Source organism: Mesorhizobium sp. WSM4820, from assembly GCF_055811075.1.
Genome location: NZ_JBVVQN010000018.1, coordinates 113,422 through 140,058, shown reverse-complemented (window position 1 = coordinate 140,058; position 26,637 = coordinate 113,422). Strand labels below are relative to the sequence as shown.

27 protein-coding genes and 2 pseudogenes are annotated in these 26,637 nt (G+C 62.5%); 23 read left to right on the top strand and 6 right to left on the bottom strand.

The genetic code is table 11. The features are described 5' to 3' along the window. Positions 1–100: 100 nt before the first annotated feature. Both AC0L2R_RS25950 and AC0L2R_RS25945 read right to left on the bottom strand, forming a co-directional pair. A complete protein-coding gene (locus AC0L2R_RS25950) occupies positions 101–1,072 on the bottom strand; it encodes a tetratricopeptide repeat protein (RefSeq protein WP_473512278.1) in 972 nt (323 codons plus the stop codon). Between the two features lie 61 nt (positions 1,073–1,133). Beyond that, positions 1,134–1,781 carry a thiamine phosphate synthase gene (locus tag AC0L2R_RS25945; RefSeq protein WP_473512277.1) on the bottom strand — a complete coding sequence of 216 codons (648 nt, stop codon included), beginning with the start codon at positions 1,779–1,781 and terminating at the stop codon, positions 1,134–1,136. Between the two features lie 233 nt (positions 1,782–2,014). Here AC0L2R_RS25945 and AC0L2R_RS25940 point away from each other — a divergent pair, with 233 nt between their 5' ends. The 4 genes from AC0L2R_RS25940 (at position 2,015) to AC0L2R_RS25925 (ending at position 5,135) form a co-directional block, all read left to right on the top strand. Continuing rightward, entirely contained in the window at positions 2,015–2,785 is a 771-nt protein-coding gene (locus tag AC0L2R_RS25940) for a sulfite exporter TauE/SafE family protein (protein ID WP_473512275.1), read from the top strand. A gap of 253 nt (positions 2,786–3,038) precedes the next feature. After that, a complete protein-coding gene (locus tag AC0L2R_RS25935; RefSeq protein ID WP_473512274.1) occupies positions 3,039–3,443 on the top strand; it encodes a hypothetical protein in 405 nt (134 codons plus the stop codon). Positions 3,444–3,844: 401 nt separating this feature from the next. Then, a complete protein-coding gene (gene rcdA / locus AC0L2R_RS25930) occupies positions 3,845–4,375 on the top strand; it encodes a protease adaptor protein RcdA (protein ID WP_091593429.1) in 531 nt (176 codons plus the stop codon). A gap of 409 nt (positions 4,376–4,784) precedes the next feature. Beyond that, complete coding sequence (locus AC0L2R_RS25925) at positions 4,785–5,135, top strand: DUF2200 domain-containing protein (RefSeq protein WP_473512273.1); 351 nt, start codon at positions 4,785–4,787, stop codon at positions 5,133–5,135. Positions 5,136–5,382: 247 nt separating this feature from the next. Here AC0L2R_RS25925 and AC0L2R_RS25920 read toward each other — a convergent pair whose 3' ends face one another. Together AC0L2R_RS25920 and AC0L2R_RS25915 are read right to left on the bottom strand one after the other, a co-directional pair. After that, on the bottom strand, positions 5,383–5,670 hold the full coding sequence (locus AC0L2R_RS25920; protein WP_473512272.1) for a hypothetical protein: 288 nt from the start codon (positions 5,668–5,670) through the stop codon (positions 5,383–5,385). Between the two features lie 119 nt (positions 5,671–5,789). Further along, positions 5,790–5,954 carry a hypothetical protein gene (locus AC0L2R_RS25915; RefSeq protein ID WP_473512271.1) on the bottom strand — a complete coding sequence of 55 codons (165 nt, stop codon included), beginning with the start codon at positions 5,952–5,954 and terminating at the stop codon, positions 5,790–5,792. Positions 5,955–5,974: 20 nt separating this feature from the next. Here AC0L2R_RS25915 and AC0L2R_RS25910 point away from each other — a divergent pair. The 6 genes and pseudogenes from AC0L2R_RS25910 to AC0L2R_RS25885 form a co-directional block, all read left to right on the top strand. Then, positions 5,975–6,174: pseudogene (locus AC0L2R_RS25910) on the top strand (LysR substrate-binding domain-containing protein); the annotation flags it as partial. Positions 6,175–6,353: 179 nt separating this feature from the next. Continuing rightward, a complete protein-coding gene (gene ruvC / locus AC0L2R_RS25905; RefSeq protein ID WP_287319837.1) occupies positions 6,354–6,863 on the top strand; it encodes a crossover junction endodeoxyribonuclease RuvC in 510 nt (169 codons plus the stop codon). 10 nt (positions 6,864–6,873) lie between these two features. Further along, positions 6,874–7,494, top strand: a complete 621-nt coding sequence (ruvA, locus tag AC0L2R_RS25900; RefSeq protein WP_473512270.1) for a Holliday junction branch migration protein RuvA — start codon at positions 6,874–6,876, stop codon at positions 7,492–7,494. Between the two features lie 41 nt (positions 7,495–7,535). Beyond that, positions 7,536–7,811: an AbrB/MazE/SpoVT family DNA-binding domain-containing protein gene (locus AC0L2R_RS25895; RefSeq protein WP_473512269.1), complete on the top strand. Its 276-nt coding sequence runs from the start codon at positions 7,536–7,538 to the stop codon at positions 7,809–7,811. Continuing rightward, positions 7,811–8,848: a Holliday junction branch migration DNA helicase RuvB gene (gene ruvB / locus AC0L2R_RS25890; RefSeq protein WP_027152903.1), complete on the top strand. Its 1,038-nt coding sequence runs from the start codon at positions 7,811–7,813 to the stop codon at positions 8,846–8,848. Before AC0L2R_RS25895 ends, ruvB begins: the two co-directional genes overlap by 1 nt. Positions 8,849–8,972: 124 nt before the next feature. Next, positions 8,973–9,889 (top strand): annotated as a pseudogene (locus tag AC0L2R_RS25885) (metallophosphoesterase). Here the strand turns inward: AC0L2R_RS25885 and AC0L2R_RS25880 are convergent. Continuing rightward, the gene (locus tag AC0L2R_RS25880) at positions 9,883–11,133 is read right to left on the bottom strand and encodes a glycoside hydrolase family 5 protein (protein WP_473512268.1); all 1,251 of its coding nucleotides are present in this window, start codon (positions 11,131–11,133) and stop codon (positions 9,883–9,885) included. The pseudogene AC0L2R_RS25885 and the gene AC0L2R_RS25880 sit on opposite strands and share 7 nt — an antisense overlap. Positions 11,134–11,259: 126 nt before the next feature. Between AC0L2R_RS25880 and ybgC the strand changes: the two genes are divergently transcribed. From ybgC to ftsH, 10 genes are all read left to right on the top strand, one after another. Continuing rightward, complete coding sequence (gene ybgC, locus AC0L2R_RS25875) at positions 11,260–11,733, top strand: tol-pal system-associated acyl-CoA thioesterase (RefSeq protein ID WP_236384869.1); 474 nt, start codon at positions 11,260–11,262, stop codon at positions 11,731–11,733. A gap of 293 nt (positions 11,734–12,026) precedes the next feature. Next, complete coding sequence (gene tolQ, locus AC0L2R_RS25870; protein ID WP_023799988.1) at positions 12,027–12,737, top strand: protein TolQ; 711 nt, start codon at positions 12,027–12,029, stop codon at positions 12,735–12,737. Positions 12,738–12,746: 9 nt separating this feature from the next. Continuing rightward, a complete protein-coding gene (gene tolR, locus AC0L2R_RS25865) occupies positions 12,747–13,205 on the top strand; it encodes a protein TolR (RefSeq protein ID WP_202365580.1) in 459 nt (152 codons plus the stop codon). A gap of 7 nt (positions 13,206–13,212) precedes the next feature. Beyond that, positions 13,213–14,370 carry an energy transducer TonB family protein gene (locus AC0L2R_RS25860; protein WP_473512266.1) on the top strand — a complete coding sequence of 386 codons (1,158 nt, stop codon included), beginning with the start codon at positions 13,213–13,215 and terminating at the stop codon, positions 14,368–14,370. Positions 14,371–14,438: 68 nt separating this feature from the next. Then, a complete protein-coding gene (gene tolB / locus AC0L2R_RS25855) occupies positions 14,439–15,722 on the top strand; it encodes a Tol-Pal system beta propeller repeat protein TolB (RefSeq protein WP_473512285.1) in 1,284 nt (427 codons plus the stop codon). 52 nt (positions 15,723–15,774) lie between these two features. Beyond that, on the top strand, positions 15,775–16,152 hold the full coding sequence (locus AC0L2R_RS25850; RefSeq protein WP_023799984.1) for a four helix bundle protein: 378 nt from the start codon (positions 15,775–15,777) through the stop codon (positions 16,150–16,152). Positions 16,153–16,396: 244 nt separating this feature from the next. Beyond that, entirely contained in the window at positions 16,397–16,903 is a 507-nt protein-coding gene (gene pal / locus AC0L2R_RS25845) for a peptidoglycan-associated lipoprotein Pal (RefSeq protein ID WP_027152911.1), read from the top strand. 202 nt (positions 16,904–17,105) lie between these two features. Then, complete coding sequence (gene ybgF / locus AC0L2R_RS25840; RefSeq protein WP_473512265.1) at positions 17,106–18,167, top strand: tol-pal system protein YbgF; 1,062 nt, start codon at positions 17,106–17,108, stop codon at positions 18,165–18,167. Between the two features lie 73 nt (positions 18,168–18,240). Then, a complete protein-coding gene (gene tilS / locus AC0L2R_RS25835) occupies positions 18,241–19,617 on the top strand; it encodes a tRNA lysidine(34) synthetase TilS (RefSeq protein ID WP_473512264.1) in 1,377 nt (458 codons plus the stop codon). Between the two features lie 123 nt (positions 19,618–19,740). Then, a complete protein-coding gene (ftsH, locus tag AC0L2R_RS25830; RefSeq protein WP_023799979.1) occupies positions 19,741–21,669 on the top strand; it encodes an ATP-dependent zinc metalloprotease FtsH in 1,929 nt (642 codons plus the stop codon). Between the two features lie 325 nt (positions 21,670–21,994). Here the strand turns inward: ftsH and AC0L2R_RS25825 are convergent, their stop codons facing one another. Beyond that, a complete protein-coding gene (locus AC0L2R_RS25825) occupies positions 21,995–22,660 on the bottom strand; it encodes a hypothetical protein (protein ID WP_473512263.1) in 666 nt (221 codons plus the stop codon). Between the two features lie 510 nt (positions 22,661–23,170). Here AC0L2R_RS25825 and glmM point away from each other — a divergent pair. The 3 genes from glmM (at position 23,171) to AC0L2R_RS25810 (ending at position 26,520) form a co-directional block, all read left to right on the top strand. After that, on the top strand, positions 23,171–24,523 hold the full coding sequence (gene glmM / locus AC0L2R_RS25820; protein ID WP_091593398.1) for a phosphoglucosamine mutase: 1,353 nt from the start codon (positions 23,171–23,173) through the stop codon (positions 24,521–24,523). A gap of 226 nt (positions 24,524–24,749) precedes the next feature. Beyond that, positions 24,750–25,577: an outer membrane protein gene (locus AC0L2R_RS25815; RefSeq protein WP_473512262.1), complete on the top strand. Its 828-nt coding sequence runs from the start codon at positions 24,750–24,752 to the stop codon at positions 25,575–25,577. A 190-nt stretch (positions 25,578–25,767) separates the two neighbouring features. After that, on the top strand, positions 25,768–26,520 hold the full coding sequence (locus tag AC0L2R_RS25810; RefSeq protein ID WP_473512261.1) for an outer membrane protein: 753 nt from the start codon (positions 25,768–25,770) through the stop codon (positions 26,518–26,520). Positions 26,521–26,637: the final 117 nt, after the last annotated feature.

The window sequence follows — 26,637 nt, the reverse complement described above, 5'->3', positions numbered from 1 at the left end:
GGCAAGAGGGGGAGCGGGCAAGGGGTGGCGTGAGAGGAGTGGGGGGCGGAGCCATTCCCTCGTCAGCATCCGCTGCCTGATATTCACTGTCCGCGACGCTTTACGGCAGGCGGTTGGCCTTCTGCAGCAACTGCTTGGTCTGGTCGTCGGTCAGGCCCTGCAGAAAATCGTCCATCTCCGGATCGATCAGCCCGGCGCGCCGTGCGACGACGTACCAGGCGCCGGCAAGGATCGGATCCGGATCGGTGCCGATGCCGCCCATGTAAAGCTTGGCGAGGCGGTTCTGGGCGGCGACATTGCCGCCCTCGGCGGCCTGTTTCATCCAGCCGAAGCCGGACTTCAGGTCGCGGGCGCCACCGCGTCCCTCGATCATCCAGGCAGCGAGATCGATCTGCGCCGTATCGTAGTTCTGCCTTGCTGCCTGCGCCAGCAGGCCGCGCGCCTGGGCATCGTCGCGCAGCTTGCCGCCGACGCCATTGGCATAGACCTGCGCCAACGCATATTGCGCGTCGGCAAGGCCGGTCGCGGCGGCGCGCTGATAATAGGACACCGCCTTTGCGATGCCGGCATCGCCGGGGTCCTGCCGCACCAGCAGCTGCGCGAAATTGAACTGCGCCAGACGGTTGCCGGCCTCGGCGGCGGCCTGCATCAGCGCGTAAGCCCCTTTCTCGTCCTTCTTGACGTAGCGGCCGTCGAGCAGCATCAGCGCATATTGGAACTGCGATTCCGGTATGCCCTGCTCGGCGGCAAGCGCGTACCACTTGGCCGCCTCCGCCGCGTCGACCGGCACGCCAAGGCCGCGCGACAATATCTCGGCGATCAATGTCTGCGCCGCCGGATCGCCGTTCTGGGCGCGAACCAGAGCGAGGTTGTAGGCCGTCTTGTAAAGGCCGCGCTGGAAGGCGCCATAGGCAGAATCCGACGGCTTTGCACCGAAGCGGTCGGGATTAATGGCGTCGGCCGACGGCAGCGGCGCCGTGGTGGCGGGCTGCGGCAGCGGCGTGGCAATCGGCTTGTCCGTGCTTGCAGCGGTGTCGGGCTTCGGTTGCGGCAATGGGACGGTTTCCGCCACGGCGACCTCCACCGTGAGCTGCGCAAGCAAAGCACCAAAAAGGATTGTCGGCGCGGGCACGTCAGTCCTCGAAACGCGGCGCGGTTTCGTCGAGCAGCGCGTTGGCGCTGGCGACTGCCATCTTTGGGTCGATGCCCTCGGCAAAGACGGCGCTGGACAGCGCCACGAATTCGGCGCCGGTGGCAGCCACCGCTTCCACCGAAGTGATGTCGGACCCGGCCATGACGATGCAAGGGATCTGGATCACATCCGCCCACCATTGCCCCAGCGACAGGTTGCGTGGGTGCGGCTCCGGCTTGTTGTCGTAGCCGAAGCGGCCGAAGAAGATGTAGTCGGGCCTGAGTTCGCCGAGTTCTAGCGCATCATCGCGGGTCTTGGCGCCGCCGGTGCCGACCATCATTTTTGCCTGGAAACGCTCGATCGTCTCGGCGAGTTCGGCCTTGCCGGCCTCGACGTGAAGGCCATCGGCCTGGACGCGGCCGGCGATGCGGGTGTCGCCGGCAATGATGACAGCGATACCTGCCGCTTGCGCCGCCGGCACGATCTGTTCGGCGAAGGCCTGGAAGGAGGCTTCGTCCATGTCGTTTTCGGGCAGGATCAGCGAGGCGACGTCGCCGCCCTCCAACGCCGCGCCGATGCGCTCAGCCGACACGCCGGGCGGCGCGATCAGCACGATGCGGCAGCGATTTGGAGGCGTTGCGTCGTTCATTGGTTTTTGACCCCGGTTTTCGCCTATGCCGGGCGAAGATGGTTGCAATGCGGCATAGAGCAAAGTGCCGGCCTTGAACAGGCGGGTGGCAGGACCATTGGCGCGTCATTGTCGTACGGCTGGGTCTTCGCTTTCCATGGCGCACAGCTTCGTGTGCGCATTTGCAGTCGCGGCGCGAAGGTTTATCGGCTATTCCAGCGTCTGCACGCTTTCCCTCCAACTGCTCCCCGCCGATGTCAGGCCTGCTTCTCGATCCGTGGTTCTATGCCGCCGCCATTCCAGCCGTCATCCTGGTCGGTCTGTCCAAGGGCGGCTTTGGCGGTGCGGTCGGATTCGTCGGCGTGCCGCTGATGGCGCTGGCCATGCCGCCGGTGCAGGCAGCCGCCATCCTGCTGCCCATACTGTGCCTGATGGACATCGTCTCGGTTTGGACATGGCGGGGTGTCTACGACCGCAAGATGCTTGCGGACATGATGCCGGGCGCGGTGATCGGCATCGGCCTCGGCTGGCTGACCGCGGCGCTGGTGACAGCGGAAATGGTGCGGCTGATCGTCGGCGCCGTGGCAATCATCTTCGTGCTTCGCTGGGTCTATCTACAAATGCGGCACGGTGCGAGCCATTCGGCCGAGCCCAACCGCGCGGCTGCCGCATTCTGGGGGACGGTCGCCGGCTTCACCAGCTTCGTCGCCCATGTCGGCGGTCCGCCCTTTCAGGTCTATGCGCTGCCGATCCGGCTCGATCCGAAAGTGCTGTCGGGCACCGCCGCAATCTTCTTTGCTGCCACTAACGCGTTGAAGCTCATCCCCTATTTTGCGCTCGGACAGTTTGACACCACCAACCTGACCGCATCGGCGGTTCTGGTACCGCTGGCGCCGCTCTCGACCATCGCCGGCGCCTGGCTGGTGCGGCGGATGCGACCGGAACTGTTCTACCCCTTCACCTATGCGACCGTAGCGGTCGTCGCGGTCAAGCTCCTGTGGGACGGGATCGCCGGCCTTCTCTAGATTTGCGTTGCGTGGGAGCCGGCCTTGTTTCGGCGTCCTGTGAGACACGGCCGGAAGGCAACGCTCAAGGATTGCGCAAGCGCGTCACGCCGTTTTCTGCTATTCTGGCAGCGCCGGGGAAGGGTCGGGCGCGATGCGACATCGTCCAGAAACATTGCCGATGCTAATGCACCGATGCCGGGGACCCGGTGGCGGGGCGACCGCCTGATCTCAACCCATTCCCATGACGGGAAAAGGCAATTCGGGGCATAACATGCAAAAGGTAGCACGAAACTTCTTCACGCTGGCCGTTGTCTACGCACTGGTCGGGATGGCGCTCGGCCTGCAGATGGCGATCAGCAAAGATCATGCGCAGATGCCAACCCACGCCCACATCATGGTGGCCGGATGGCTGATGTCGGCGGTGTTCGCCTTCTTCTACCATCTGTTTCCGGCAGTCGCGGAAAAGACGCTTGCCACCGTGCATTTCTGGTTGACGGCAATCAGTGGCACTGGCCTGTTGCTCGGCCTTTACATCATGCTTGCCGGCAACCCGGCGATCGAGCCGCTGGTGGCAACATCCTCGATGGGCTTTTACGCGGGGCTGCTGCTGTTCGCCTATATCGCGCTGCCGGTGGTGTGGAAGGCAGAGCGGCATCGTGAGACGCAAAAGGCCTGAGTCCAAAGGTCTAGGCCCCAAAAAGCCTGGAGTTGTTGTGCTGTTACGGCACAGGCGGGCGACGCTTGTTCAAAAAATATCCACGCTGTTAAGGCTTCATTAAGCTTTACGGGCGTTTACTATGCGCATCCAGTGATCTGGATTCTTACCGAGTGGTTGGAGCCACTTTGTTTGACGCCTCCCTGTTAAACTCCTGAGAGCCGCCTTATCCGCGGCTCTTTTTTTTCGGCGATCCGGATTGCCGGTCGCCCGTGCCGCTGCGCCGCCGTTAACCGTTTGTTAAACATGTGCTTGCCTTCACCGGCGGCGAAGCGCATTTTCAAGCCTCGGTCATATAGGGTGCAGGCGTGACGGCGATGACGCCGATTCGGCCGGCTGTAAGGCAAGTGCAGGGCGTATCGATGAACGATCCTTCGATGGGAAGCGCGAAAACCATCAAGCTGGCGGAGCGCCGGGTTTTCTCCCAATCCTTCAAGCCGCTCTACCAGGAAGGCATGGGCCTGGTCGAGCAGGCGGCCGAATATCTGGACGGCAAGGGCCGGGCCGAGGCGAAGAAACTGTCCAGGCTGGCGGCGACGCTCTATGCGGCCGAGTCGATGCGACTGACCACGAGGCTGATGCAGGTCGCCTCATGGCTGCTTCTGCAGCGCGCCGCGAATTCCGGCGAGATGACTCGCGATCAGGTTGCTTCCGAAAAATCCAAGGTGCGTCTCGATACCGCTTCCGCCAACAACGATGCCGCAGGCTGGGTCGAGCTGCCCAAGGATTTTCTTGACCTCATCGACCGCTCGCTGCGCCTGCAGGCGCTGGTGCGTCGCATGGACGAGGAAATCTACGGCGGCGCCGTGGCCGAGGCCGCTCCATCCGGCCGCCGCATCAATCCGGTCTCCGATCAGATCACGCTGCTGAACACGGCTTTCGCCCGCGGCTGAGAGAATGCTCGATAATTCTCCGCTAAACGCCAGGAGCGTCCTTTTGTGGGCCAATCCTCAAATCGTGTTTGGGCCGAAATGGGGCCGCAAGCCGCCGGGCTGGTTTCGAGCATAATTGCGCAAACGCGCCATTTACGCGCTCACTAGTCCCATACTGCCCAGTGGCAGGCAAGACAGGCACTAGATCTTGCATTGCCCGGAAAGATAGCCAAACCTGTGCCCGAGTAGCGCGACCGGTCATCCGTTGAAGGCAAGATCAATAACGACGTCCGGATCCACTCGTCGCAGGATGCGATCGACGCGATCAAAGCATTGCCGAGGCGACGAGCACGGGTAGAATTGACGCGGACAGCATGAACATCTGCGGCGCTGTTTCAAACCTCTGGTCCAGCCCGCATAAGGGGGTGCAATGACCGAGCATCGAATCTATTCCATGAGCTTTGCCAGCGTCTATCCGCACTATGTCGCCAAGGCGGAAAGGAAAGGCCGCACCAGAGCCGAGGTCGATGAGATCATCCGCTGGCTGACGGGCTACACCCAGAAACGGCTGGACGCCCAGCTGGGGAAGAAAACCAGCCTGAAGGATTTCTTTGATCAGGCGCCTCAACTGAATCCTTCTCGGAATTTGATCACGGGGGTGATCTGCGGTGTCCGGGTGGAAGACATCGAAGACCCGCTGATGAAGGAAATCCGCTATCTCGACAAGCTGATCGACGAGCTTGCCAGGGGCAAGGCGATGGAGAAGATTTTGCGGAAATGACGCGATCGCACGATCGCATCGACCGCGATCCGTTTCAGAGTTGGATACCTGAAGAACGCCGTTGGCGAGGGTAGCGACGGCATCGACAACGATGGACACAGCGAATTCGAAATCGACACAGGGCGGTTTCGGCCGCCCCGTTTGATGGCAACGGATGACGTTCACGGCTCTGTTGCACGGCGGCGACGAGCCCGACACGATGTCGCAGGCATATCCACGCGACGGGCAGCAAGGGCCGTCGCCGACTCTATGTTCCCTTTACGATTCTCGGCTTGATTGGTCGGCGGGGTTGAGCCGCACTTTCAAGGGCCAAGGCCAGCCGTTTCTCGTCTTCGAGGGCGCGATCGACTGCCTCGATTTCCTCTTGGAGCTCCTTTAGCTTGGCTCCGTAGCTGGAGCCATCGCTGTCCCCGATCTGAAAGCCGCTTGCCCGCATTGCGTCGCGGGTATGGTGCACGTTACGGACTCCTTCGCGTCGAGTCGCGACCAGGATTTCCCTGAACTCTTCAAGACGTTCAACGTGATTGCGAGGCATTGCGTTCTCCTATTTCGTCGTCATCGGCACTGACGGCGATTCAGCACGGTTACAGCTTACGGCGCAGAAGGTTTAGGCGACTCTAAGAGATACGCTCGACAAAACATGAATGCGAAAGCTCAAATTTGACCGTCTTGCAGTAAAGTGGAGCGCAGGAAATTGGCTTGGGACCCACCGATCACCGACAGGTGCCAGACTCTTCGGCCGAGCGCGTCTGCTGCTCGGCGCTTGCTGGTTCTGCCCTCTTCCTGAACCCAGCCCTGACCGCTCGTGATGATAAGCATCTGGCCTGCCGGGCCAGACTGTCCGCGCGGCGGCCAGTGGATACGGCATCGCCTACGTCCCGGAGAACATCGTCGAGCAGCACATCGCACGTGGCAAGCTGGTTCAGCTTCTGGACGATTGGTCGCCGCTTTTTGAAGGCTATTCCTCTACTATCCGAGCCGTCGTCAAAATCTTCCCGCGTTCAAGGTCATCGTCGATGCGCTACGACATCGGATTTGAAGCGAGGGGATCTACGCGCGGCTCACGGACCCAAATGTCCGCTCCGCTTCGGTTCTCGCAAACCACGCCGTCTGTCTCGTCAGAACGAATTCTCAAACAGCCTGTGGGACGCAGCGGAACCGTTTCTGGTTTGTTCACATTTCGCTGGCATCGCTGTCCGCCACGGGTAGACTTGGCGGATGGGGGAAACGATTCGCATTATCGGCATCGATCCGGGGCTGAGGCGCACCGGCTGGGGCATCGTCGAAAGCCTCGGCAACTCGCTGCGCTTCGTCGCCTCCGGCACCGTGCGTTCAGACGACAAGGCGGCTCTGGCGACACGGCTTTGCCAGTTGCATGACGGGCTTGCCGAGATCCTGCACGCCGCCATGCCGCACGAGGCGGCCGTCGAGCAGACATTCGTCAACAAGGATGCGGCCGCGACCCTGAAGCTCGGCCAGGCGCGCGGCATCGCCATGCTGGTGCCGGCGCTGGCCGGCCTGGTCGTTGCCGAATATGCGCCCAACGCCGTCAAGAAGGCGGTGATCGGCGTCGGCCATGGCGACAAGAAGCAGATTCACATGATGGTCAAGGTGCTGATGCCGAAGGCGACGTTCGACACCGACGATGCCGCCGACGCGCTGGCCATTGCCATCTGCCACGCGCATCATCGGCAGAGTGTTGTCTACAGGTTGGCGGCGCTGGCATGAAGGACCACACATGATCGGCAAGCTAAAAGGCACGCTGGACGAGATCGATGAGGATTTCTGCATCGTCGACGTGCACGGCGTCGGCTATGTCGCCCACTGCTCGACGCGCACGCTGGCCGCCTTGCCGGCCCCCGGCGAGGCGGTGGTGCTGTTCATCGAGACCTATGTCCGCGAAGACATGTTGAGGCTGTACGGTTTCCAGTCGGTTCTGGAGCGCGAATGGTTCCGGCTGCTGATGAGCAATGTGCAGGGCGTCGGCGCCAAGGTGGCGCTGGCTATTCTCTCGACGCTGGCGCCGGCCGATCTCGCCAATGCCATCGCGCTGCGTGATATTGCCATGGTCAGCCGCGCGCCCGGCGTCGGCAAGAAGGTGGCCGAGCGCATCGTCACCGAACTGAAGAACAAGGCGCCGGCCTTTGCAGGCGCTGCCTCCGGCACCATCGGCCTGAAGCAGGAGCTTGGCGAAGGCGTCGCGCCGGCGCCGATCACCGACGCCGTCTCGGCGCTGGTCAATCTCGGCTATTCGCGCGATACCGCCGCCAATGCGGTGGCGGCGGCGCTGAAAAGCGCCGGCGAGGATGCGGATGCGTCGAAGCTGATCCGCTTCGGGCTGAAGGAACTGGCGCGGTGAGACCGTTGCCCGAGAAATAAATTCCGACTAGGAACAAGAGCATGGGCAGATATGCGGGCTTGACCTCCAGGGGGCAGCTTACGATTCCAAAGAAAGTCCGGGACGCGTTGTCGCTCAAGGCGGGCGATACGGTTGCGTGGACGGTCATGGACGGTCTTCTGATAGGAACGCCGCGCAATCTTAGATTTGCCGACCTTGCCGGATTTCTGGGCAATCCGCCCGGCGGGCCTGCCACGCTGGAGGAAATCGACGCCGCGCTAGGGGATGTCGTCGGTCGCCACGCCGCCGGCGATCGCGATGGAAGTGGGCGCGCCTGATGAGCCTTTCGCCACGCCTCATTGCTCCCGACAAGCGCGGCGAGGACGCCGAGCAGACCTTGCGTCCGCAGACGCTCGGTGATTTCGTCGGCCAGGCGGCGGTGCGGGCCAATCTCAAAGTGTTCATCGAGGCAGCCAAGGGCCGCAGCGAGGCGCTCGACCATGTGCTGTTCGTCGGGCCGCCCGGCCTCGGCAAGACGACGCTGGCGCAGATCATGGCACGCGAGCTCGGCGTCAATTTCCGCTCGACCTCCGGTCCGGTCATCGCCAAGGCCGGCGATCTCGCAGCACTGCTCACCAATCTCGAAGACCGCGACGTGCTGTTCATCGACGAGATCCACCGGCTCAACCCGGCGGTCGAGGAAATCCTCTATCCGGCGATGGAGGATTTCCAGCTCGACCTGATCATCGGCGAAGGGCCGGCGGCGCGCTCGGTCAAGATCGATCTTGCCCGCTTCACCCTGGTCGCCGCCACCACCCGGCTCGGCCTTTTGACCAATCCGCTGCGCGACCGTTTCGGCATTCCGGTCCGCCTCAATTTCTACTCGGTCGAGGAACTGGAACAGATCGTGCGGCGCGGCGCCCGCATCCTTGCCATGCCGCTCGGCGACGATGGCGCGCTGGAGATCGCAAGACGCGCGCGCGGCACGCCGCGCATCGCCGGCCGGCTGTTGCGCCGCGTGCGCGATTTTGCCTCGGTCGCCGGCGACGGTCACGTCGACCGGCAGATCGCCGACGAGGCACTGACGCGGCTCGAGGTCGATGCGCTCGGCCTCGACGCGCTCGACCGCCGCTATCTCTCGATGATCGCGCGGAATTTTGGCGGCGGCCCGGTCGGCATCGAGACCATCGCGGCAGGGCTTTCCGAGCCGCGCGACGCCATCGAGGACATCATCGAGCCCTATCTGATCCAGCAGGGTTTTATTCAGCGCACGCCGCGCGGCCGCGTGCTGACTGCCAATGCCTGGCGGCATCTCGGCCTCGATGCGCCGAAGGACCTTGCGCAGCAGCAGATCAGCCTGTTCCAGGAAGAGTAGCCGCGCGGCCTTGCGGCTCCATTCCTGCGCAAAATCTCCTAATCCTGGTCAGCTTGCCGGCGCATTTGCCGGCTCTAACGCTTCGCTGTGGGACCGTCGGTTCCACGAATGACGGGGTTGAGCGATGATCACCAGACGCGGCTTCCTGCGCCTCATCGGCGGTTCCTTCCTATCTGCCGTGTCGCTCAGTGCTTTATGCGGTTGGCCTCGAGCCGATGCTGCTGACACATGTAAAGCGCTATTCACTGACCCCGCCAAACTGGCCCGCAGGATTGCGGCTTCGCGTCGTCGCTCTCGCCGATATTCATGCCTGTCGGCCATGGATGACGCCGGAGCGGATCAGGTCACTTGCCGAACGGGCGAACAGCCTGCAGCCGGATCTGATTGTCCTGCTTGGCGACTATGCAGCCGGCACACGCCTGGTTACGGACTGGGTGGGCTCCTCCGAATGGGCGCCGGCCTTGTCAGGCCTGAAGGCGCCACTCGGGGTGTGGTCCATCCTTGGCAATCACGACTGGTGGGAGGACCTTTCCGCGCAGAAGGCCGAGTTGGGGCCGACGGTGGCGCGCCGGGCGCTCGAGAGCGCCGGCATACCGGTCCTGGAAAACGATGTGGTGCGCCTGGAAAAAGACGGGCATGGCTTCTGGGTCGCCGGACTTGCGGACCAACTTGCGCTGCGGCCGGGCAAGGCCTGGGGCCGCAGCAGGTTCACAGGACTGGACGACCCTGCACGGCACGCTGGCAAAGGTGAGCGACAAGGCTCCTGTTATCCTGCTGGCACATGAGCCGGACATTTTCCCGAAGGTCCCATCACGGGTATCGTTGACCCTTTCGGGTCATACCCATGGTGGACAGGTGCGATTACTCGGCTATTCTCCGGTCGTGCCATCCCGCTTCGGCAACCGTTTTGCCTATGGCCATGTCGTGGACGAGAACCGCAACCTGATCGTCTCCGGAGGTCTCGGCTTCAGCATCCTGCCGGTGCGTTTCGGGATGCGACCAGAGATTCTCTCGATCGAATTGGGTTCGGCGCTTCAATGAAGTGACCTGATCGCATCCATCACATCCGGCTCGGCCTTGTCGCCGTCAAAAGCGTCGACGATGCCGAAGGCGCCGCCATGGCTCCAGACCGACCATGCGAAGCCATGGGCTTCGGCGCGCGCGATCATGTCCCTGACATAAGCGGCACGGTATTCGGCCGGCATCACGTAGGCATTGCCGTATTCCTGGCGGATCATGCCGAATTCGCCGAGCGTGATGTTCTCCGGTTTGATGCCGTTGGCCTTTGCCCAGGCCTCGACCCTGGTGAACGGCGCCTCCATCGTCTCGCGCAGCTCCTCGTCCGTGTCCAGGCTGGCGACCTGCTCGTCGAGATAGGCAAGCAGGCCGCTCTGGCGCGCCCATGGCGCCTCGGCCTTGATCCTTGCGCGGATCGTATCGAGCGCAGCATCCAACTGGGCGCGCGGGACGGCGCTGAGCGGATAGGGCAGGCCGGTGACATAGGGGATGAAGTCGCCGGCCCAGGTCGCGCCCTGATGGGTCAGCAGGAATGGGTCGTAGGAGTGAAAGGTCCAGATGATGTTGTCGTCGGGGATCGCCTTCGGATCGATCTTTGCCAGCGATACCGCATTGGAATAGCAGGCGCCGGTCAGGATCAGGGTGAGCCTGGTGGCTGACGAACGCGCCGCCGCGAACAGTTTCTGCTGGCGCTCCGGCCACAGGCCGGTGCCGTCGGCGTCGCAGTCGATGACCGGCTCGTTCATCGGTTCGAAAGCGACTTGGCGCGGATCCTCATCGGCCAGCGTGCGCGCCATCTTGCGCACCATTTCGACATAGGCGTCGAACATTTGTGGATCGTCCATCACCTCGCCCATGCCGATCTTGCGGCTGCTGCCGCTGGGGATCAGGTGCATGTCGACGATCACCTTCAAGCCGGCGCGATTGATCATGCGCACCGAGGCCAGCACGCTGGCATAGAGCTCGTCGCGCAGCGCCAGCGTCTCGCCGGACAGGAACGGCGACGGATCGACGGGCATGCGCAGGAAATCGAAGCCGGCGCTCTTCAGCGCCTTGAGGTCGTCGTCGTTGAGGAATTTGCGCCATTCCGGATAGGGCAGGATTGCCCGCCGGTCGCCCCATTTGTCCTCGCCCGGCCATGTCGTCCATTGGTCGAGATTGAGGCCGCGCTTCATCATAAAGCTCGCCGCCTGGCCCGGCGGCACCAGCGCGGCCAGCGCAAGCAGCGCTGCCATCAAGGTCTTGATCATCGCCGTCAACAGTGCCATCGGGTTCATGCGCCAAGTTAATGCGTGTCGCCCAAAACTGTGTAGCGGTTTTGGGACAACGACGCGCCCGGAACCTGAACCGCGTCGCGCTTTAGGTGCCCGGCCAGGCCAAAAAAGGAAAGCGCGATGGACGATCATGGTGAATCGGCGGCGCTCTGCGCCGGACTTTCCGGCGCGCTGACCGAATTCGGCCACCGGCTGATGGCGCGGGTTTACTATGCCGACACCGATTTCTCCGGCGTCGTCTATCACGCGCGCTATCTCGAATTTTTCGAGCGCGGCCGTTCCGATTATCTCAGGCTTGCCGGCGTCCACCACACCGAGCTTGCCGACGGAAAGCATGGCGAAAGAATAGTCTGGGTGGTGCGGCGCATGGAGATCGACTTTCGCGGCTCCGCCCGCATGGACGATGTCTTGACCATCGAGACGCGCACCGAGGACATTTCGGGCGCCCGCATCTTCATGGCGCAGCAGCTGAAGCGCGGCAGCGAGGTGCTGGTCGAGGCGCGCGTCGAGGCGGCGATCATTGGCGAGAACGGCCGGCCACGGCGCTTTCCGAAGGAATGGATCGCAATCTTCATGCCCAAGGCAAACCTGTAGTTCAAATCGGTAACTTACCGATCCCAATGATCAGCTGACGATGCCACACAACTCGCCCAAGGCGCGGCAATGCGCCGCGCTGTGCGTCCTAACCCATCCTTAACCATAACGGTTCATGAAGAGAGTGGTGAAGATTGGAGGAATCCAGCGCCTTCCTTTCACCAAGATTTGCCCTGAAAAGGCCGCCTACGGTGCATTTTGGGGTTATTCCGCAAGCTTTGCGCGAACGGATTACAAGGGATGCCTATGGGCCAGCCGCCAGCCGTGCCCGGAAAATTCTTAAGGACGTAACCATGGAAAATATCGCACTCGCCGAACCGGGCGCGCATTTGTCGATTTGGGCGCTGTTCACGCAGGCCGGCTGGGTGGTCAAGCTGGTCATGATCGGGCTGCTCTGCGCCTCGATCTGGACCTGGGCGATCATCGTCGACAAGCTCGTCGCCTATGGCCGCATGCGGCTCGCGCTCAATCGCTTCGAACAGGTGTTCTGGTCCGGGCAGTCGCTGGAAGAGCTCTATCGCACGCTCGCCGACCGCAAGACGTCAGGCATGGGCGCCATCTTCGTCGCCGCCATGCGCGAATGGAAGAAGAGCTTCGAGAAGGGGGCGAAATCGCCGCTTGGCCTGCAGACCCGCATCGACAAGGCGATGGACCTGGCGCTGACCCGCGAAATGGAAAAACTGGAAGGCCGGCTTGGCTTTCTCGCCACCACTGGCTCGGCGGCGCCGTTCATCGGCCTGTTCGGCACCGTGATCGGCATCATGACCTCGTTCCAGGCGATCGCGGCATCCAAGAATACCAGCCTGTCGGTGGTCGCACCCGGCATTGCCGAGGCGCTGCTGGCCACAGCAATAGGCCTGCTCGCGGCGATCCCCGCCGTCATCGCCTACAACAAGCTGTCGTCGGACGCGAGCAAGATCGCCGTGCGCATGGAAGGGTTCGCGGACGAGTTCTCCGCCATACTCTCGCGCCAAATCGATGAAAAAGTCGCGCAGAAGACCTGAGGAACAATCATGGGAATGTCTGTAGGCGCGGGTGGCGGAGGACGCGGTGGTCGCGGCCACAGGCGGCGCGGCCGTCATCACGCCATGATCTCGGAAATCAATGTCACGCCGATGGTCGACGTGATGCTGGTGCTGTTGATCATCTTCATGGTCGCCGCACCTTTGCTGACGGTCGGCGTGCCGGTCGACCTGCCGGAGACGAAGGCCAAGGCAATGAACGCCGATACCCAGCCGATCACGATTACGATCGACGGCACGGGCAAGATTTTCCTGCAGGAGACCGAAATTCCGCAGGAAGAGCTGGTCGCCAAGCTGCAGGCGATTTCCAAGACCGGCTACGAAGAGCGCCTCTTCATCCGCGGCGACAAGACTACCAACTATGGCGCCGCGATGGAAGTGATGGGTCTCATCCAGGACGCCGGCTACAAGAACATCGCGCTGCTTTCACTGCCGAAACAGGATCAGTAGACGCTAGATGAGAACCGGCCTGACCACATCGGTGATCTTGCATGCGGTCGCGATCGGCTTCGGCCTGTTCACGCTGTCGGCGCCGGCGGCCTTGCCGGCGTCCGACGCCGAGTCTCTGGCGGTCGAGATCGTGCCGATGGAGGCGATCGCGCAGATACAGAAAGGCGACAAGAAAGCTGCGGTGAGCGAAAAGCCGGCTCCACTGCCGACCCAGCGCCCGGACATCGTGGCCGACGCGCAGACGGTTGGCGACGCCAGCGTCGATACCGACAAGCCGCCGACGCCGGATCCCAAGCCCCAGCCGGTCGACAAGGCTGAGGCGCCGCCGCCGGCCCCGACGCCGAAAGAGAAGCCGAAGCCCGAGGACGTGCCGAAACCGAAGGAGCAGCCGAAGCCTGTCCCGGCGACGGAGGTCGCACCGGTGCCGCAGCCGAAGGAAGAGGTCAAGCCCGAGCCGGTCAAGCAGGCGGAACCCAAGCCGACTCCGGCCAAGGAGCCGGCGCCGACGCCGCCGCAGGACAAGACCGCTGCCATCGACCCGAAGCCTGAGGTCAAGCCGGACGCCGTCGCCGAAGCGATTGCCAAGGAGCCGCCAACCGAGGAGACGCAGCTTCCGGACTCGGCGCCCGCCCCGCAGGCGCGGCCGAAGCCGCAGCCGGCTCAGGCCGAAAGCGCCAAGGCGCCCGAGCGCAAGGACGCCGACAAGCCGGTCAAGGAAGCCTCGTCCAGGCCGAAATCGGAAGACAAGCAGTTCAACGCCGACGAGATTTCGGCGCTGCTCGACAAGCGCAAGCCGTCCGGCGGCGGCGCCAAGCGCTCGACCCAGCAGGCATCGCTCGGTGGGGACAAAAACCAGGGTCAGAAGCTCTCGAAGTCTGAGATGGGGGCGTTGGAGGCCCAGCTTAGTAATTGCTGGACGCTGCCGGTAGGGCTCGAGGGTTCGGAGAATTTCGTCGCTGTGATCCAGTTCAACCTGGACGCTTCCGGCAAGCTGGATGGCCGGCCTACTGTCGAAAAATCGAGCGGCAACCGCCCGTTCGACGAAAGTGCCGTGCGCGCGGTTCAGAAATGCGATGTGGCCGGCCTGCAGGTTCCCGCAGGCAAACAAGACATCTGGGCCGACGTCAGGGTCAGGTTCGATCCGAGGGAGATGCTGGGCTTATGAGCCTGGCGCCCCGTAGAAACATTGAAGAGAAGCGAGAAGATATGAAATCCATCCTCAAGCCGCTCCTGATGATCGTAGCGATGGCGCTGGGCATGACTGCCGCCGCCACCTTGCCGGCGCGGGCGCTCGTTGAGCTCAATGTCAACAAAGGCAATGTCGAGCCGCTGCCGATCGCCATCACCGATTTCCAGGGCGGCGATGCGTTGGGCGCGGAGATTTCCGGCATCGTCAGCGCCGATCTGAAACGCTCCGGCCTGTTCGCGCCGATCGAAAAGAGCGCCTTCATCGAAAAGATCTCCAACCCGGATGCCACGCCTCGCTTCGAGGACTGGAAGGTGATCAACGCCCAGGCGCTGGTCACCGGCAGCGTCAGCAAGGAGGCCGATGGCCGCGTCCGCGCCCAGTACCGGTTGTGGGACACCTTTGCCGGCCAGCAGATGTCGGGCGAGCAGTTCTTCGCCAACGACGCCAACACCAGGCGCGTCGCCCATATCATCGCCGATGCCATCTACGAGCGGCTGACCGGCGAAAAAGGCTATTTCGACACGCGCGTCGTCTTCATCGACGAATCGGGTGCAAAGAACGCGCGCAAGAAGCGCCTCGCCATCATGGACCAGGACGGCGCCAATATCCGCTACCTGTCGGATGGCAGGTCAATCGTGCTGACCCCGCGTTTCTCGCCGAACCGGCAGGAAATCACCTACATGTCCTATGAAAGCGGCCAGCCGAAGGTCTATCTGCTGCAGATCGAGACCGGGCAGCGCGAACTGGTCGGCGACTTTCCCGGCATGACCTTTGCGCCGCGCTTCTCGCCCGACGGCCAGAAGGTGATCATGAGCCTGCTGCGCGACGACGGTAATTCCAATATCTTCGCGATGGATTTGAGAAGCCGCTCGACGACCAGGCTCACCAATTCGACGGCCATCGACACCTCGCCGTCCTATTCGCCGGATGGCAGCAAGGTGGTGTTCACCTCCGACCGCGGCGGCCGCGCGCAGATCTATGTGATGGGCGCCGACGGTTCTGGCCAGACCCGCATCTCCTTCGGCGACGGCGTCTATTCGACGCCGGTATGGTCGCCGCGCGGTGACCTCATCGCCTTCACCAAGCAGACCGCCGGCGAGTTCCAGATCGGCGTCATGCGCGTCGACGGTTCAGGCGAGCGCATCCTTTCAACCGGCTTCCAGCAGGAGGGGCCGACCTGGGCTCCCAACGGCCGGGTGCTGATGTTCTTCCGCGATTCAGCCGGCGGCCCGAAACTCGTTTCGGTCGATCTCACCGGCCGCAATGAACAGTCGATCCCGACCTCGAATTTCGCTTCGGACCCGGCCTGGTCGCCGCTGCTGGAATAGGCAGGAAGGGGAATTGAGGAATTGAGGAACTGACGAGTTGAAGAACTGAAGGATGGAGAAGGCAGCGGCCTACATCGAGCACGCGAGGGATTTGGAAGTCTATAAGCGTGCCTATGCAGTTTCCCTTGGGGTACACAGAGCCACGCTTGCTTTTCCGAAAATGGAGCAATACGCGCTCGCCGATCAACTACGTCGTTCCAGCAAGGCGATCTGCGCCAATTTGGCTGAGGGTTTTGCCAAACAGACCCGCTCCAAGCCCGAATTCGCACGGTTCATTTCGATGGCGATAGGGTCATGCAGTGAAGTGGAGACGTGGATTTCGTATGCGTTCGATCTGGAGTATATCACCCAGGCGCAACGCGACGACTGGTTGCAATCCTATGCCCGCATTTACGGAATGCTGGTCAATCTCAGAGAGAAGCTGAGGTGACCTCTTTCCTCAATTCTTCAATTCTTCAATTCTTCAATTCCAACTTTCCACGGCTTGGTCGCGTTTCAGCCGCATTTCTGCCTACGGTCCGCGCGCATTGTTGCCTCCTCGGATTCCCGTTGGGCAAAACGGCTGTGGACGGCAGCCGAAACCAAATTTTAACCGTGTTTCTTGAACGCCGGTTAACCCAAACGTGGTTACTGGACGATCAACGAAATCACTCGAATTGCGAAGGAGAGGCGGCATGGGCCGTATCGCAGCACTTACCAGAAACCCGGCGATGATCGCGCTGGTGGCGTTGCTCGCCATCGCCGGCTGCGCCTCGAAGAAGAACCTGAACAGCGCCGCCGATCTCGGTCTCAGCGGCGCCGGGGCGGCAACGCCCGGATCGGCCCAGGACTTTACCGTCAACATCGGCGACCGCATCTTTTTCGATACGGATTCGTCCTCGATCCGCGCCGACGCGCAGACGACGCTTTCGCGGCAGGCGCAATGGCTGAACCAGTACAGGCAATATGCCATCGTCATCGAAGGCCATGCCGACGAGCGCGGCACGCGCGAATACAATCTGGCGCTCGGCGCCCGCCGCGCCGCCGCCACCCGCGACTTCCTCGTCGCCAGGGGTGTTTCCGCCCAGCGCCTGAAGACCATTTCCTATGGCAAGGAGCGTCCGGTCGCGGTTTGCGACGACATTTCCTGCTGGTCGCAGAACCGCCGCGCCGTCACCACGATCAGCGGCGCCGGTTCCTGATCGGTAATTTTCCAATCGGCAGAAATGCAACACCTACGTGGGAAAGGCGGCTGCGGCCGCCTTTTTCATGTCCGGCGCCCGGATGTGGGACTTGAAACAAAATTTGGCCGAAGTCCTGCGTCCTTGGTAATAACCGAGGCGCCTGACGGTCCACTCCGATCGGAAGGCATGCAACAGGCAAACAATCCACGGCGAGAGGCACATGCATTTCAGATCGGTCTTGAGCGGCACGCTTGCGTTGCTGCTCGTATCAAGCGTCGCTGCCCCGGCAGTAGGCAATGAGCAAGGCACAGAAAAAAGCGGTTTCTCCTTGCGCCTGCCGACGCTCGGCATTTTCGGTGAAAAAAAGAAACCGGATCAGGTGCAATTTGCGCAGGATGGCACCGGCACTACCGCGCTGGAGGAACAACTCCGGCAAATGAACGGCAAGATCGAGGAGCTCAACTTCCAGGTGCTGCAGATGCAGGAGCAGATCCGCAAACAGCAGGAAGATAACGAGTTCCGTTTCCAGCAGCTGGAAGGCGGCTCACAAGGCGCGCAGCAGCCACGCGAGCAGAAGAAGTCGGACGCAACCACCAACACCGACAGCAGCGTCGCCGAGGCTCCGGCGACGCATGCGCCGGCCGATGCGGGCACACCGCCCGCCGGCGGCCAGGAGGTCATCGTCGAATCACCGACAGGCGAACCCGGCGCGGTGATCCCGGGCACGCCGCCGAAGACGTTCGGCACCATCACCGTCGACAAGAACGGCAATGTGATCGAGGGCAACACGCAGGCACATGCACCGGCGCAGAACACCGCCCCTGTCCCCGGCGACCAGGCCGCTGGCACGCAGGCCGGCAAGTCCGACGATACGGTGGTCGCGGCGCTGCCCGCCACCGACGACCCGGAGGAGCTTTACCGCAATTCCTATCAGTTCATCCTGTCGGGCGACTACGGCACTGCCGAACAGGGTTTTCGCGACCACATCGCCCGCTTCCCCAAGGACGCCAAGACGGCGGACGCGCATTACTGGCTGGGTGAGTCGCTGCTCGGCCAGCAGAAGTATCGCGACGCGGCCGAGACTTTCCTCGCCGCCAGCAAGGACTATCCGAAGGCCAAGAAGGCTCCCGACATGCTGCTGAAACTCGGTGTGTCGCTGGTCGGATTGAACCAGCGCGACGTGGCCTGCGCCACTTTCGGCGAGATCGGCAAGCGCTATCCGAACGTTTCCGGCGCGCTCAAGGAACGCGTCAAGCAGGAAAGGGCGCTCGCGGCGTGCTAGTTTTTCTCCTGCATGTCGTTGCCCCAGGACTTGTTGCCCCAAATCCGGGGCCACTTTTGGGCGACATGCATTGATGCCCGAAACCGAGCCTGACCGTTCGGTTTTTTCGCAGATCGACTTTACCAGCGGCGCTGTTGCGGCCGTGTCCGGCGGCAGCGACTCGACCGCCCTCCTCCTTCTCCTCAAAGATCACCTCGACCGTACCGCGCCGGCAACGAAATTGCTGGCTGTGACGATCGATCACGCTCTGCGGCCGGGCTCGGCAGCGGAAGCGCAGGCCGTGGCCAGGCTTTGCGCCGGGCGCGGCATTGCCCACCGCATCCTGGTCTGGTCCGAACGCAAGCCGTCGACCGGCCTGCCGGCTGCCGCGCGAGAGGCACGCTACCGGCTGCTGGCCGAGGCGGCGCAGGCGGAAGGTATCGGCCTTATCCTGACCGGCCACACAGCCGACGACCAGGCGGAGACCGTGCTGATGCGGCAAGCTCGCCAGGAGGGGGCGCGAGAGCCAGAGCGAGGTCTAGCCGGCATGGCACCGGCCACCCTCTATGACTGGCGGATCTGGATCGCACGGCCGCTTCTCGGCACACGGCGTGCGGCGCTGCGCGAAGTCCTGCGGCGCGCGAATGTCGGCTGGGCCGAAGACCCGACCAATGAAGACAAGGCTTTCGAGAGGCCGCGTATCCGCGCAGCGCTTGCCGACCGCGATGGTGCGCGGGAAGACGCGTTGGTGCTGGCCGCGCGGGCTGCGGTGGAGCGCGAGCAGCTTGGCCATCGCGCCGCCGCGCTGATCAGTGGCTTTGCCAGCAGGCCCGCCGCTGGCCTTGTCCGTCTCGATCCGGGCTTTGCGACAGCCGTCGACGAGGCGGCGGCCGTATATGCGCTGCGCATCCTGCTGGCGACTGTCGGCGGCGTTGCGTTTCTGCCCGGTCAGGCTCGCAGCGAGGCGCTGCTCAACCGGCTGAGGCCCGGACCTCCTGGCACAATCCCAATTTTGGCTGCCCCGTTTTGCGCTACTTTGTCGCGGACGGTGGTCGATGCGCGGAGTGCCGGCATCTTCCTGCGTCGCGAAACCCGCAACCTGCCGCCCGCTGCGCCTGCCGTGAACAATGCCCTCTGGGACGGTCGCCGGAGGATCACATTGGGCGACGAGCCGGGTGAAGTTTTGATCGCGCCGCTCGGCGCGGCGCGTGCTGCAAGACAGGCAATTGCTGAAAACGGTACGCCGCCGAGCCTTGTCCGCGCGGCTCTGGCGGCCGAGCCGGTGCTGTGGCGCGCAAGCGAACATCCAGGCGATAGCCCGATGTCGCCGGGAATGGCGGTATGCCCGGTCGTCGCGCCCTTTGCCCGCTTCCTGCCGTCCTTCGACCTGGCGCTGGCCGGAATTGTCGCCGCGCTGATCGGCGCGCCGCGACTTCCTGCCCCGCCTTTCGGCGGCCACACTACCGGTTGATCATGGGCGAAAGCTTAACCGCGACATGCTGTTCTGCTTGGCAATGAAGGGCGCCATCCCTATGTTAGACCCAAGTTTCCTCTCACGACGCGTGTCCGCTGGCGGACACCAACGGGACAATTGATGAATCCGAATTATCGCAATCTCGCGCTCTGGGCGATCATAGCGGTCCTGCTCATCGCTCTCTTCAATCTGTTCCAGACGCCGCAGACGCGCGGAGCAGCGAGTGACGTCCCCTATTCGCAGTTCCTGCAGGACGTCGCGGCCGGCCGGGTCAAGACGGTGACCATCGCGGGCGCCCGCATCTCGGGCACTTATACCGACACCTCTACCGGCTTCCAGACCTATTCGCCGGGTGATCCGTCGCTGGTTTCGAGACTCCAGGACAAGAACGTCACCATCAACGCGCGCCCCGAATCCGACGGTTCCAATTCGCTGTTCAGCTATCTCATCTCCTGGCTGCCGATGATCCTCATCCTTGGCGTCTGGATATTCTTCATGCGCCAGATGCAGTCCGGCTCCGGCCGCGCCATGGGCTTCGGCAAGTCCAAGGCCAAGCTTTTGACTGAAGCGCACGGCCGCGTCACCTTCCAGGATGTCGCCGGCGTCGACGAAGCCAAGCAGGATTTGGAAGAGATTGTCGAATTCCTGCGTGATCCGCAGAAGTTCCAGCGGCTTGGCGGCAAGATTCCGCGCGGCGTGCTGCTCGTCGGCCCTCCCGGGACCGGCAAGACGCTGCTTGCCCGTTCGGTCGCCGGTGAGGCCAACGTGCCGTTCTTCACCATTTCCGGCTCGGACTTTGTCGAGATGTTCGTCGGCGTTGGCGCTAGCCGCGTCCGCGACATGTTCGACCAGGCCAAGAAGAATGCGCCCTGCATCATCTTCATCGACGAAATCGACGCGGTCGGCCGCCATCGCGGCGCCGGCCTCGGCGGCGGCAACGACGAGCGCGAGCAGACGCTGAACCAGTTGCTGGTCGAAATGGACGGCTTCGAATCCAACGAAAGCATCATCCTGATCGCTGCCACCAACCGGCCGGACGTGCTCGATCCGGCGCTGCTCAGGCCCGGCCGTTTCGACCGCCAGGTGGTGGTGCCGAACCCCGACATCGTCGGCCGCGAGAAGATCCTGAAGGTGCATGTGCGCAACGTGCCGCTGGCCCCCAATGTCGACCTCAAGGTGATCGCGCGCGGGACGCCGGGGTTTTCCGGCGCCGACCTGATGAACCTCGTCAACGAATCCGCCCTGATGGCGGCGCGGCGCAACAAGCGCCTTGTCACCATGGCCGAGTTCGAGGACGCCAAGGACAAGATCATGATGGGCGCCGAGCGCCGCTCGTCGGCGATGACCCAGGCCGAGAAGGAACTCACCGCCTATCACGAGGCCGGCCACGCCATCCTGGCGCTGAACGTGCCGTCGGCCGATCCGCTGCACAAGGCGACCATCATCCCGCGCGGCCGGGCGCTTGGCATGGTCATGCAGTTGCCGGAAGGCGACCGCTATTCGATGAGCTACAAATACATGATCTCGCGCCTTGCCATCATGATGGGTGGCCGCGTCGCCGAGGAGTTCAAGTTCGGCAAGGAGAACATCACCTCGGGTGCCTCCTCGGACATCGAGCAGGCAACCAAGCTGGCGCGCGCCATGGTCACACGCTGGGGTTTTTCCGACAAGCTTGGCCACGTCGCCTATGGCGACAACCAGGAGGAAGTGTTCCTCGGCCATTCGGTGGCGCGCACGCAGAACGTCTCGGAAGAGACGGCGCAGATCATCGACGCCGAAGTGCGCCGGCTGATCGACGAGGCCTATTCGACGGCCAAATCCATCCTGACCAAGAAGAAGAAGGAATGGATTGCGCTGGCGCAGGGGCTTTTGGAATATGAGACGCTGTCCGGCGACGAGATCAAGCAGCTGATCGCCGGCCACAAGCCGGCACGCGATCTCGGCGACGACACGCCGCCGAGCCGGGGCTCGGCCGTGCCGAAGTCCGGCAGCCGCCGCAAGAAGGGCCCGGAGCCCGAAGGCGGCATGGAGCCTCAGCCGTCAAGCTAGGGTCCGGCTCAGGAGATTGATTTCGAAAACGCCGCGGCTTGGACGCGGCGTTTTTGTTCAGGAGGTGCCGACAGCCGATCGCGGCCTGAAAAACTCAATCACTTCACCCAGTGCCGGGGACTTCTCCACATGGGAAATAGACGTTGAAGGTTTGCGGATGCCGTGATGAGGGCTGATCTCCCCGCAAGGGGGGAGATTGGCAGCGGCGCCGACAGCGCCTCGCTTGCAGCGCAGATACGGCATATCCTGGCCCTGCCTGCCACCGCCAGCAGCAAAAGGCCCGCGAACCTTCGCGAGCCTTGCTATATTCGAATGTTAATGTCGATCAGCTCTTCAGCGCGGCATTGCAAAGACTGTAGAAGCCGCCACCGGTCTGGATCCACTTGAGGCCGCCCAGCGTCCCGGCCCCCTTGTTGGCTTGGTACTGGTCGCGGCAGGTGTACATGCGGGCCTTGGCCGGAGTTTCGCTGCTATATTTGTCCGAGATCGCCTTCGGAAACGTCACTCCCTGGGGAGCGGTCACGGTCGGCTTTTTCGGCTGGCTGGTGAGGCTTGCCTGATCGGCTGCCGGCTTGGTGTCGTCGTCGAAGGCACTGGCACCGCACTGGCTCATGCGGAAGTCGTTCCACTTCATGCCGTTCAGCGTGTTGCCGGCCTTGGCCGCCCGATATTTGGCGCCGCACTCCGCCCTGCTGAGGCCGCTGCCTGCGTTGGCAGTTGCCGCTGCCTTGGTCGTCGCTGCGGCGGCCGCATCGGGCGTTGCAGCGTTGGTGCTGTTCGCCTTGGCTGGCGTGGCGTCGGTTGCGGCGGCGACGGTGCCGCATTCTGCCTTGCGGAACTGGTTCCAGTTCTGCCCGCCAAGTGTTCCGGCGTCCTTTGCCGCGTTATACTTGGTGCTGCATTCAGCCATGGTCAGCGCATTGGCGGGCGCTGCCAGGAATAAAGTCACGACGGCAAGACCCGTCAAAGTTGCAAGTCGATGGATAAGCATGTGTCTTCTCCCTCTGATGTTCACGTTATGTACCAAGCAAGCAATAGCACTCAACGAATGGTTGCGCCAGAGGCCAAATGGCGTAGAACCCTTCGGAAAGTGCATTATTTTGGATGAACTCGTTGCCAGCTCCTGCCCCTAGGCAATTTCCTGGGCGCATATGCACGGAAAACTTGTATAGAGCGTACCACTCTCCGGGAACTGCCTCGCATGACGGGCCGAGCGGGTCGGCCAGTGCGGCGGACCTGAATGCCAAGTCCAGAATAACGCGGCGGGTTCCGACTTCGATGCCGCTGATTGGCACATGAAAGAATCCAGATGCGGTCTGAAGGTTCTGAACGCTGCTGGCGCAACCAGGGCAGGCAAAATCAAAGCACTGACGTGGCACAAAACACACAAGACAACAGTTTTCTAAGGAATGGTGCCCTATAATCATGAATTGTGATGATAGGGCTCGGGCCAATGTGTGGCATGACGTGCCGGCAATGAACCATCGGGAAGCTGACTAGCATGGCAGGAAGTTATTTCGGAACGGACGGCATTCGCGGGCGCGCCAATAGATTTCCAATGACGGCGGAGATCGCCATGAGGGTCGGCATGGCCGCCGGCCTTTCGTTCCAGCGCGGCAACCATCGTCACCGCGTCGTGCTCGGCAAGGACACCAGACTTTCCGGCTACATGATCGAGAATGCGATGGTGTCGGGCCTGTGCGCCGCCGGCATGGACGTGTTCCTGCTCGGCCCGATTCCGACGCCCGCGGTCGCCATGCTGGTGCGCTCATTGCGCGCCGACATCGGCGTGATGATCTCGGCCTCGCACAATCCTTACTACGACAACGGCATCAAGCTGTTCGGTCCCGATGGCTACAAGCTTTCCGACGAGATCGAGGAGCGCATCGAGGGCATGCTCGACAAGGATATCGAACTGGCGCTCGCAGACTCGGACGGGCTCGGCCGCGCCAAGCGCGTCGACGGCGTTCATGACCGCTATATCGAATTTGCCAAGCGCACGCTGCCGCGGTCGATGTCGCTGTCGGGCCTCCGCATCGTTGTCGATTGCGCCAACGGCGCCGCCTACAAGGTGGCGCCCGAGGCGCTGTGGGAACTCGGCGCCGAAGTTGTCGCCATCAATGTCGAGCCCAACGGCTTCAACATCAACAAGGAGTGTGGCTCGACCCATCCGGCCGGCCTGCAGAAGAAGGTGCATGAAGTGCGCGCCGATATCGGCATCGCGCTCGACGGCGACGCCGACCGCGTCGTCATCGTCGACGAGAACGGCGCGATCGTCGATGGCGACCAGATCATGGCGCTGATTGCCGAGTCCTGGCATCAGAGCGGACGGCTGGCCGGCGGTGGCGTCGTCTCGACGGTGATGTCCAATCTCGGCCTCGAACGCTTCCTCGGCGACATGAACCTGCAGTTGCACCGCACCAAGGTCGGCGACCGCTATGTCGTCGAGCACATGCGTGCGCACGGCCTGAACGTCGGCGGCGAACAGTCGGGCCACATCGTGCTGTCCGATTTTTCCACCACCGGCGACGGCCTCGTCTCGGCGCTTCAGGTGCTCGCCTGCATCAAGCGGCAGAACCGACCGGTCAGCGAATTGTCGAAGAAGTTCGCGCCGGTGCCGCAATTGCTGAAGAACGTTCATATTTCCGGCGGCAAGCCGCTCGAGGAAGCTTTGGTCAAGGCGGCGATCGAAGATGGACGCCACCGCCTGGGCCAGGCTGGCCGCCTGGTCATCCGGCCGTCCGGCACGGAACCGCTCATCCGCGTCATGGCGGAAGGCGACGATCAGCAACTGGTCGAGGCCGTCGTCAACGACATCGTCGAGGTCATTTCGGAAACCCGCAGCGCCGCCTGATCCCCCAGTTTTTGCCAGGTTGAAAAGCCCGCCCTCCGGCGGGCTTTTTTCGTGTGTCCGCACGCCAAATCATTGGCGGAAAACGCGAGAATCCTAAAAGATTTAGAGATTCATGGTTAAGCGATAGGGTTAAACGGCTTTTAACTTTTCCAATTCATTATCCACGACTGAAGCCAATCAGATTCGGACGCGTTCGCTGTGCCGAGGGTTCTCAGGGGTGACAAGTATGTTCAATACAGCAAGTATGGCCGTCTTTGCCGCGCTGCTCGCGGGCGTGGCCGGACCAGTGTTCGCCGCCGACTTCGTCGAGCCGCCCGTGGTCGAGCCGGCCCCGCCGCCGCCCGTCTACGAGCAGCCGGTCGAATATGGCGGCTGGTACATTCGCGGCGACATCGACTACCACTGGTCGAAGTTCCGCGGCGCCGACTACATCACCTACGGCGACCCACCCGGCACCGGCAGCTTTGACAGCGGCAAGCTGGACGGCGCCTTCTCGGCCGGCGCCGGCGTCGGTTACCAGATCAACCGGCACTTCCGCACCGACCTGACCGCGGACTGGATGAGCAAATCCGATTTCCGCGGCTCGACCAGCGGCTTCTGCGGCATCAATCCCTGCACTTCGACCGACAGGTCGTCTTATACGGCGCTGCTGCTGCTGGCCAATGCCTATGTCGATATCGGCACCTGGCACGGCATCACGCCTTATGTCGGCGCCGGTATCGGCGGCGCCTGGGTCAAGTGGGATAAGCTGCACAACACCATTGACGACGATACGTTTGAGCATAGCGGCGGCAAGGGCTGGCGCTTTGCCTATGCGGCCATGGCGGGCGCCTCCTACTGCCTGACCGAGCGCGTCAAGCTCGATCTCGGTTACCGCTTCAGCCATATCGAGGGCGGCAAGATGTTCGACTTCGCCAGCAATGTCGGTCCTGGCCGTGACAAGGGCATCAATGTGCACGAAGTGCGCGGTGGCCTGCGCTACCAGTTCGGCAACTCGGACTGCGCGCAGCCGGAGCCGATCGCCTACGAACCCGAACCGGTTTACACCAAGTAATCGCTTCGAGAGCAGGTTGCGGACCGCCCGGCAGAAGCCGGGCGGTTTTTTTCGTTGTGGCGGCAACGCGCATCAAAATCAATTCGCTAACGCCTTGTTATCCTTAACCGCCACTTAACCACTATGGTTAACAATGCCCTGAAACGGCGCTCGCGATCGCGAATGGCGCCACCTTCGGGAGCCGGGGATCATGACAGTCAAATCGCGCATAGCACTGGCGCTTGCAGCAATCGCCCTGACGCCGTTGTCGCAGGCGCTTGGCGCCGACTACGATCCGCCGATCTATGTCGACCAGGCGCCGGACTATGTGCCGGTCGAAGTCGGTTCGGGATGGTATCTGCGCGGCGATGTCGCTTATCTGCCGGAAGAGAGCTACAGGAATGTGGACTTCGCTTTCACCCCTCCAGGTTTCAGTTATAAGGAAAGCGAGGATCCGGTTTTTGCCAGTATCGGCTTCGGATATCATCTAAACGACTACCTTCGAGCCGAAGTGAATCTCGGCTATCTGCCCGGCAACAAGATTAACGTCAGATACAACGATGGAACCGTTGCTGCTTCCGCGAATGTGAAAAATTCCGCCATGACAGGTATGGTGAACGGCTATGTCGACCTGGGAACCTATGTCGGCTTCACGCCCTATGTCGGCGCAGGTGTCGGCCTTTTTCGAAGCAAACGCAGCTTTTCGGCGAGCTATGCCGACGCTGACACCCCGGCAGACAACTTCGCCCTGCGTGACAACAAAACCCAGTATTCCTTTGCTTATTCGCTAAATGCCGGTGTTGCGTACCAAGTGTCCAAGAACGTCTTCGTTGACTTGGGCTACCAGTACCTGTCGTCGCCGGATGCCGAATATGCCACCCTGGCTGACTTGGATGACTCTCCAATCCGCAAAGGGATCGACTCACATCAGATCAAGGTCGGGCTGCGCTACGATCTCTGGTAGGCACGGCGAAAGCCTCGGGAATGCCAGCGGCGGACTTCGGTCCGTCGTTCTCTTTTTCGGTGGGACGCGACCAGTATCCCGTCAGCGACAAAAACTTTCCTCTTGACGCCGGAAGCC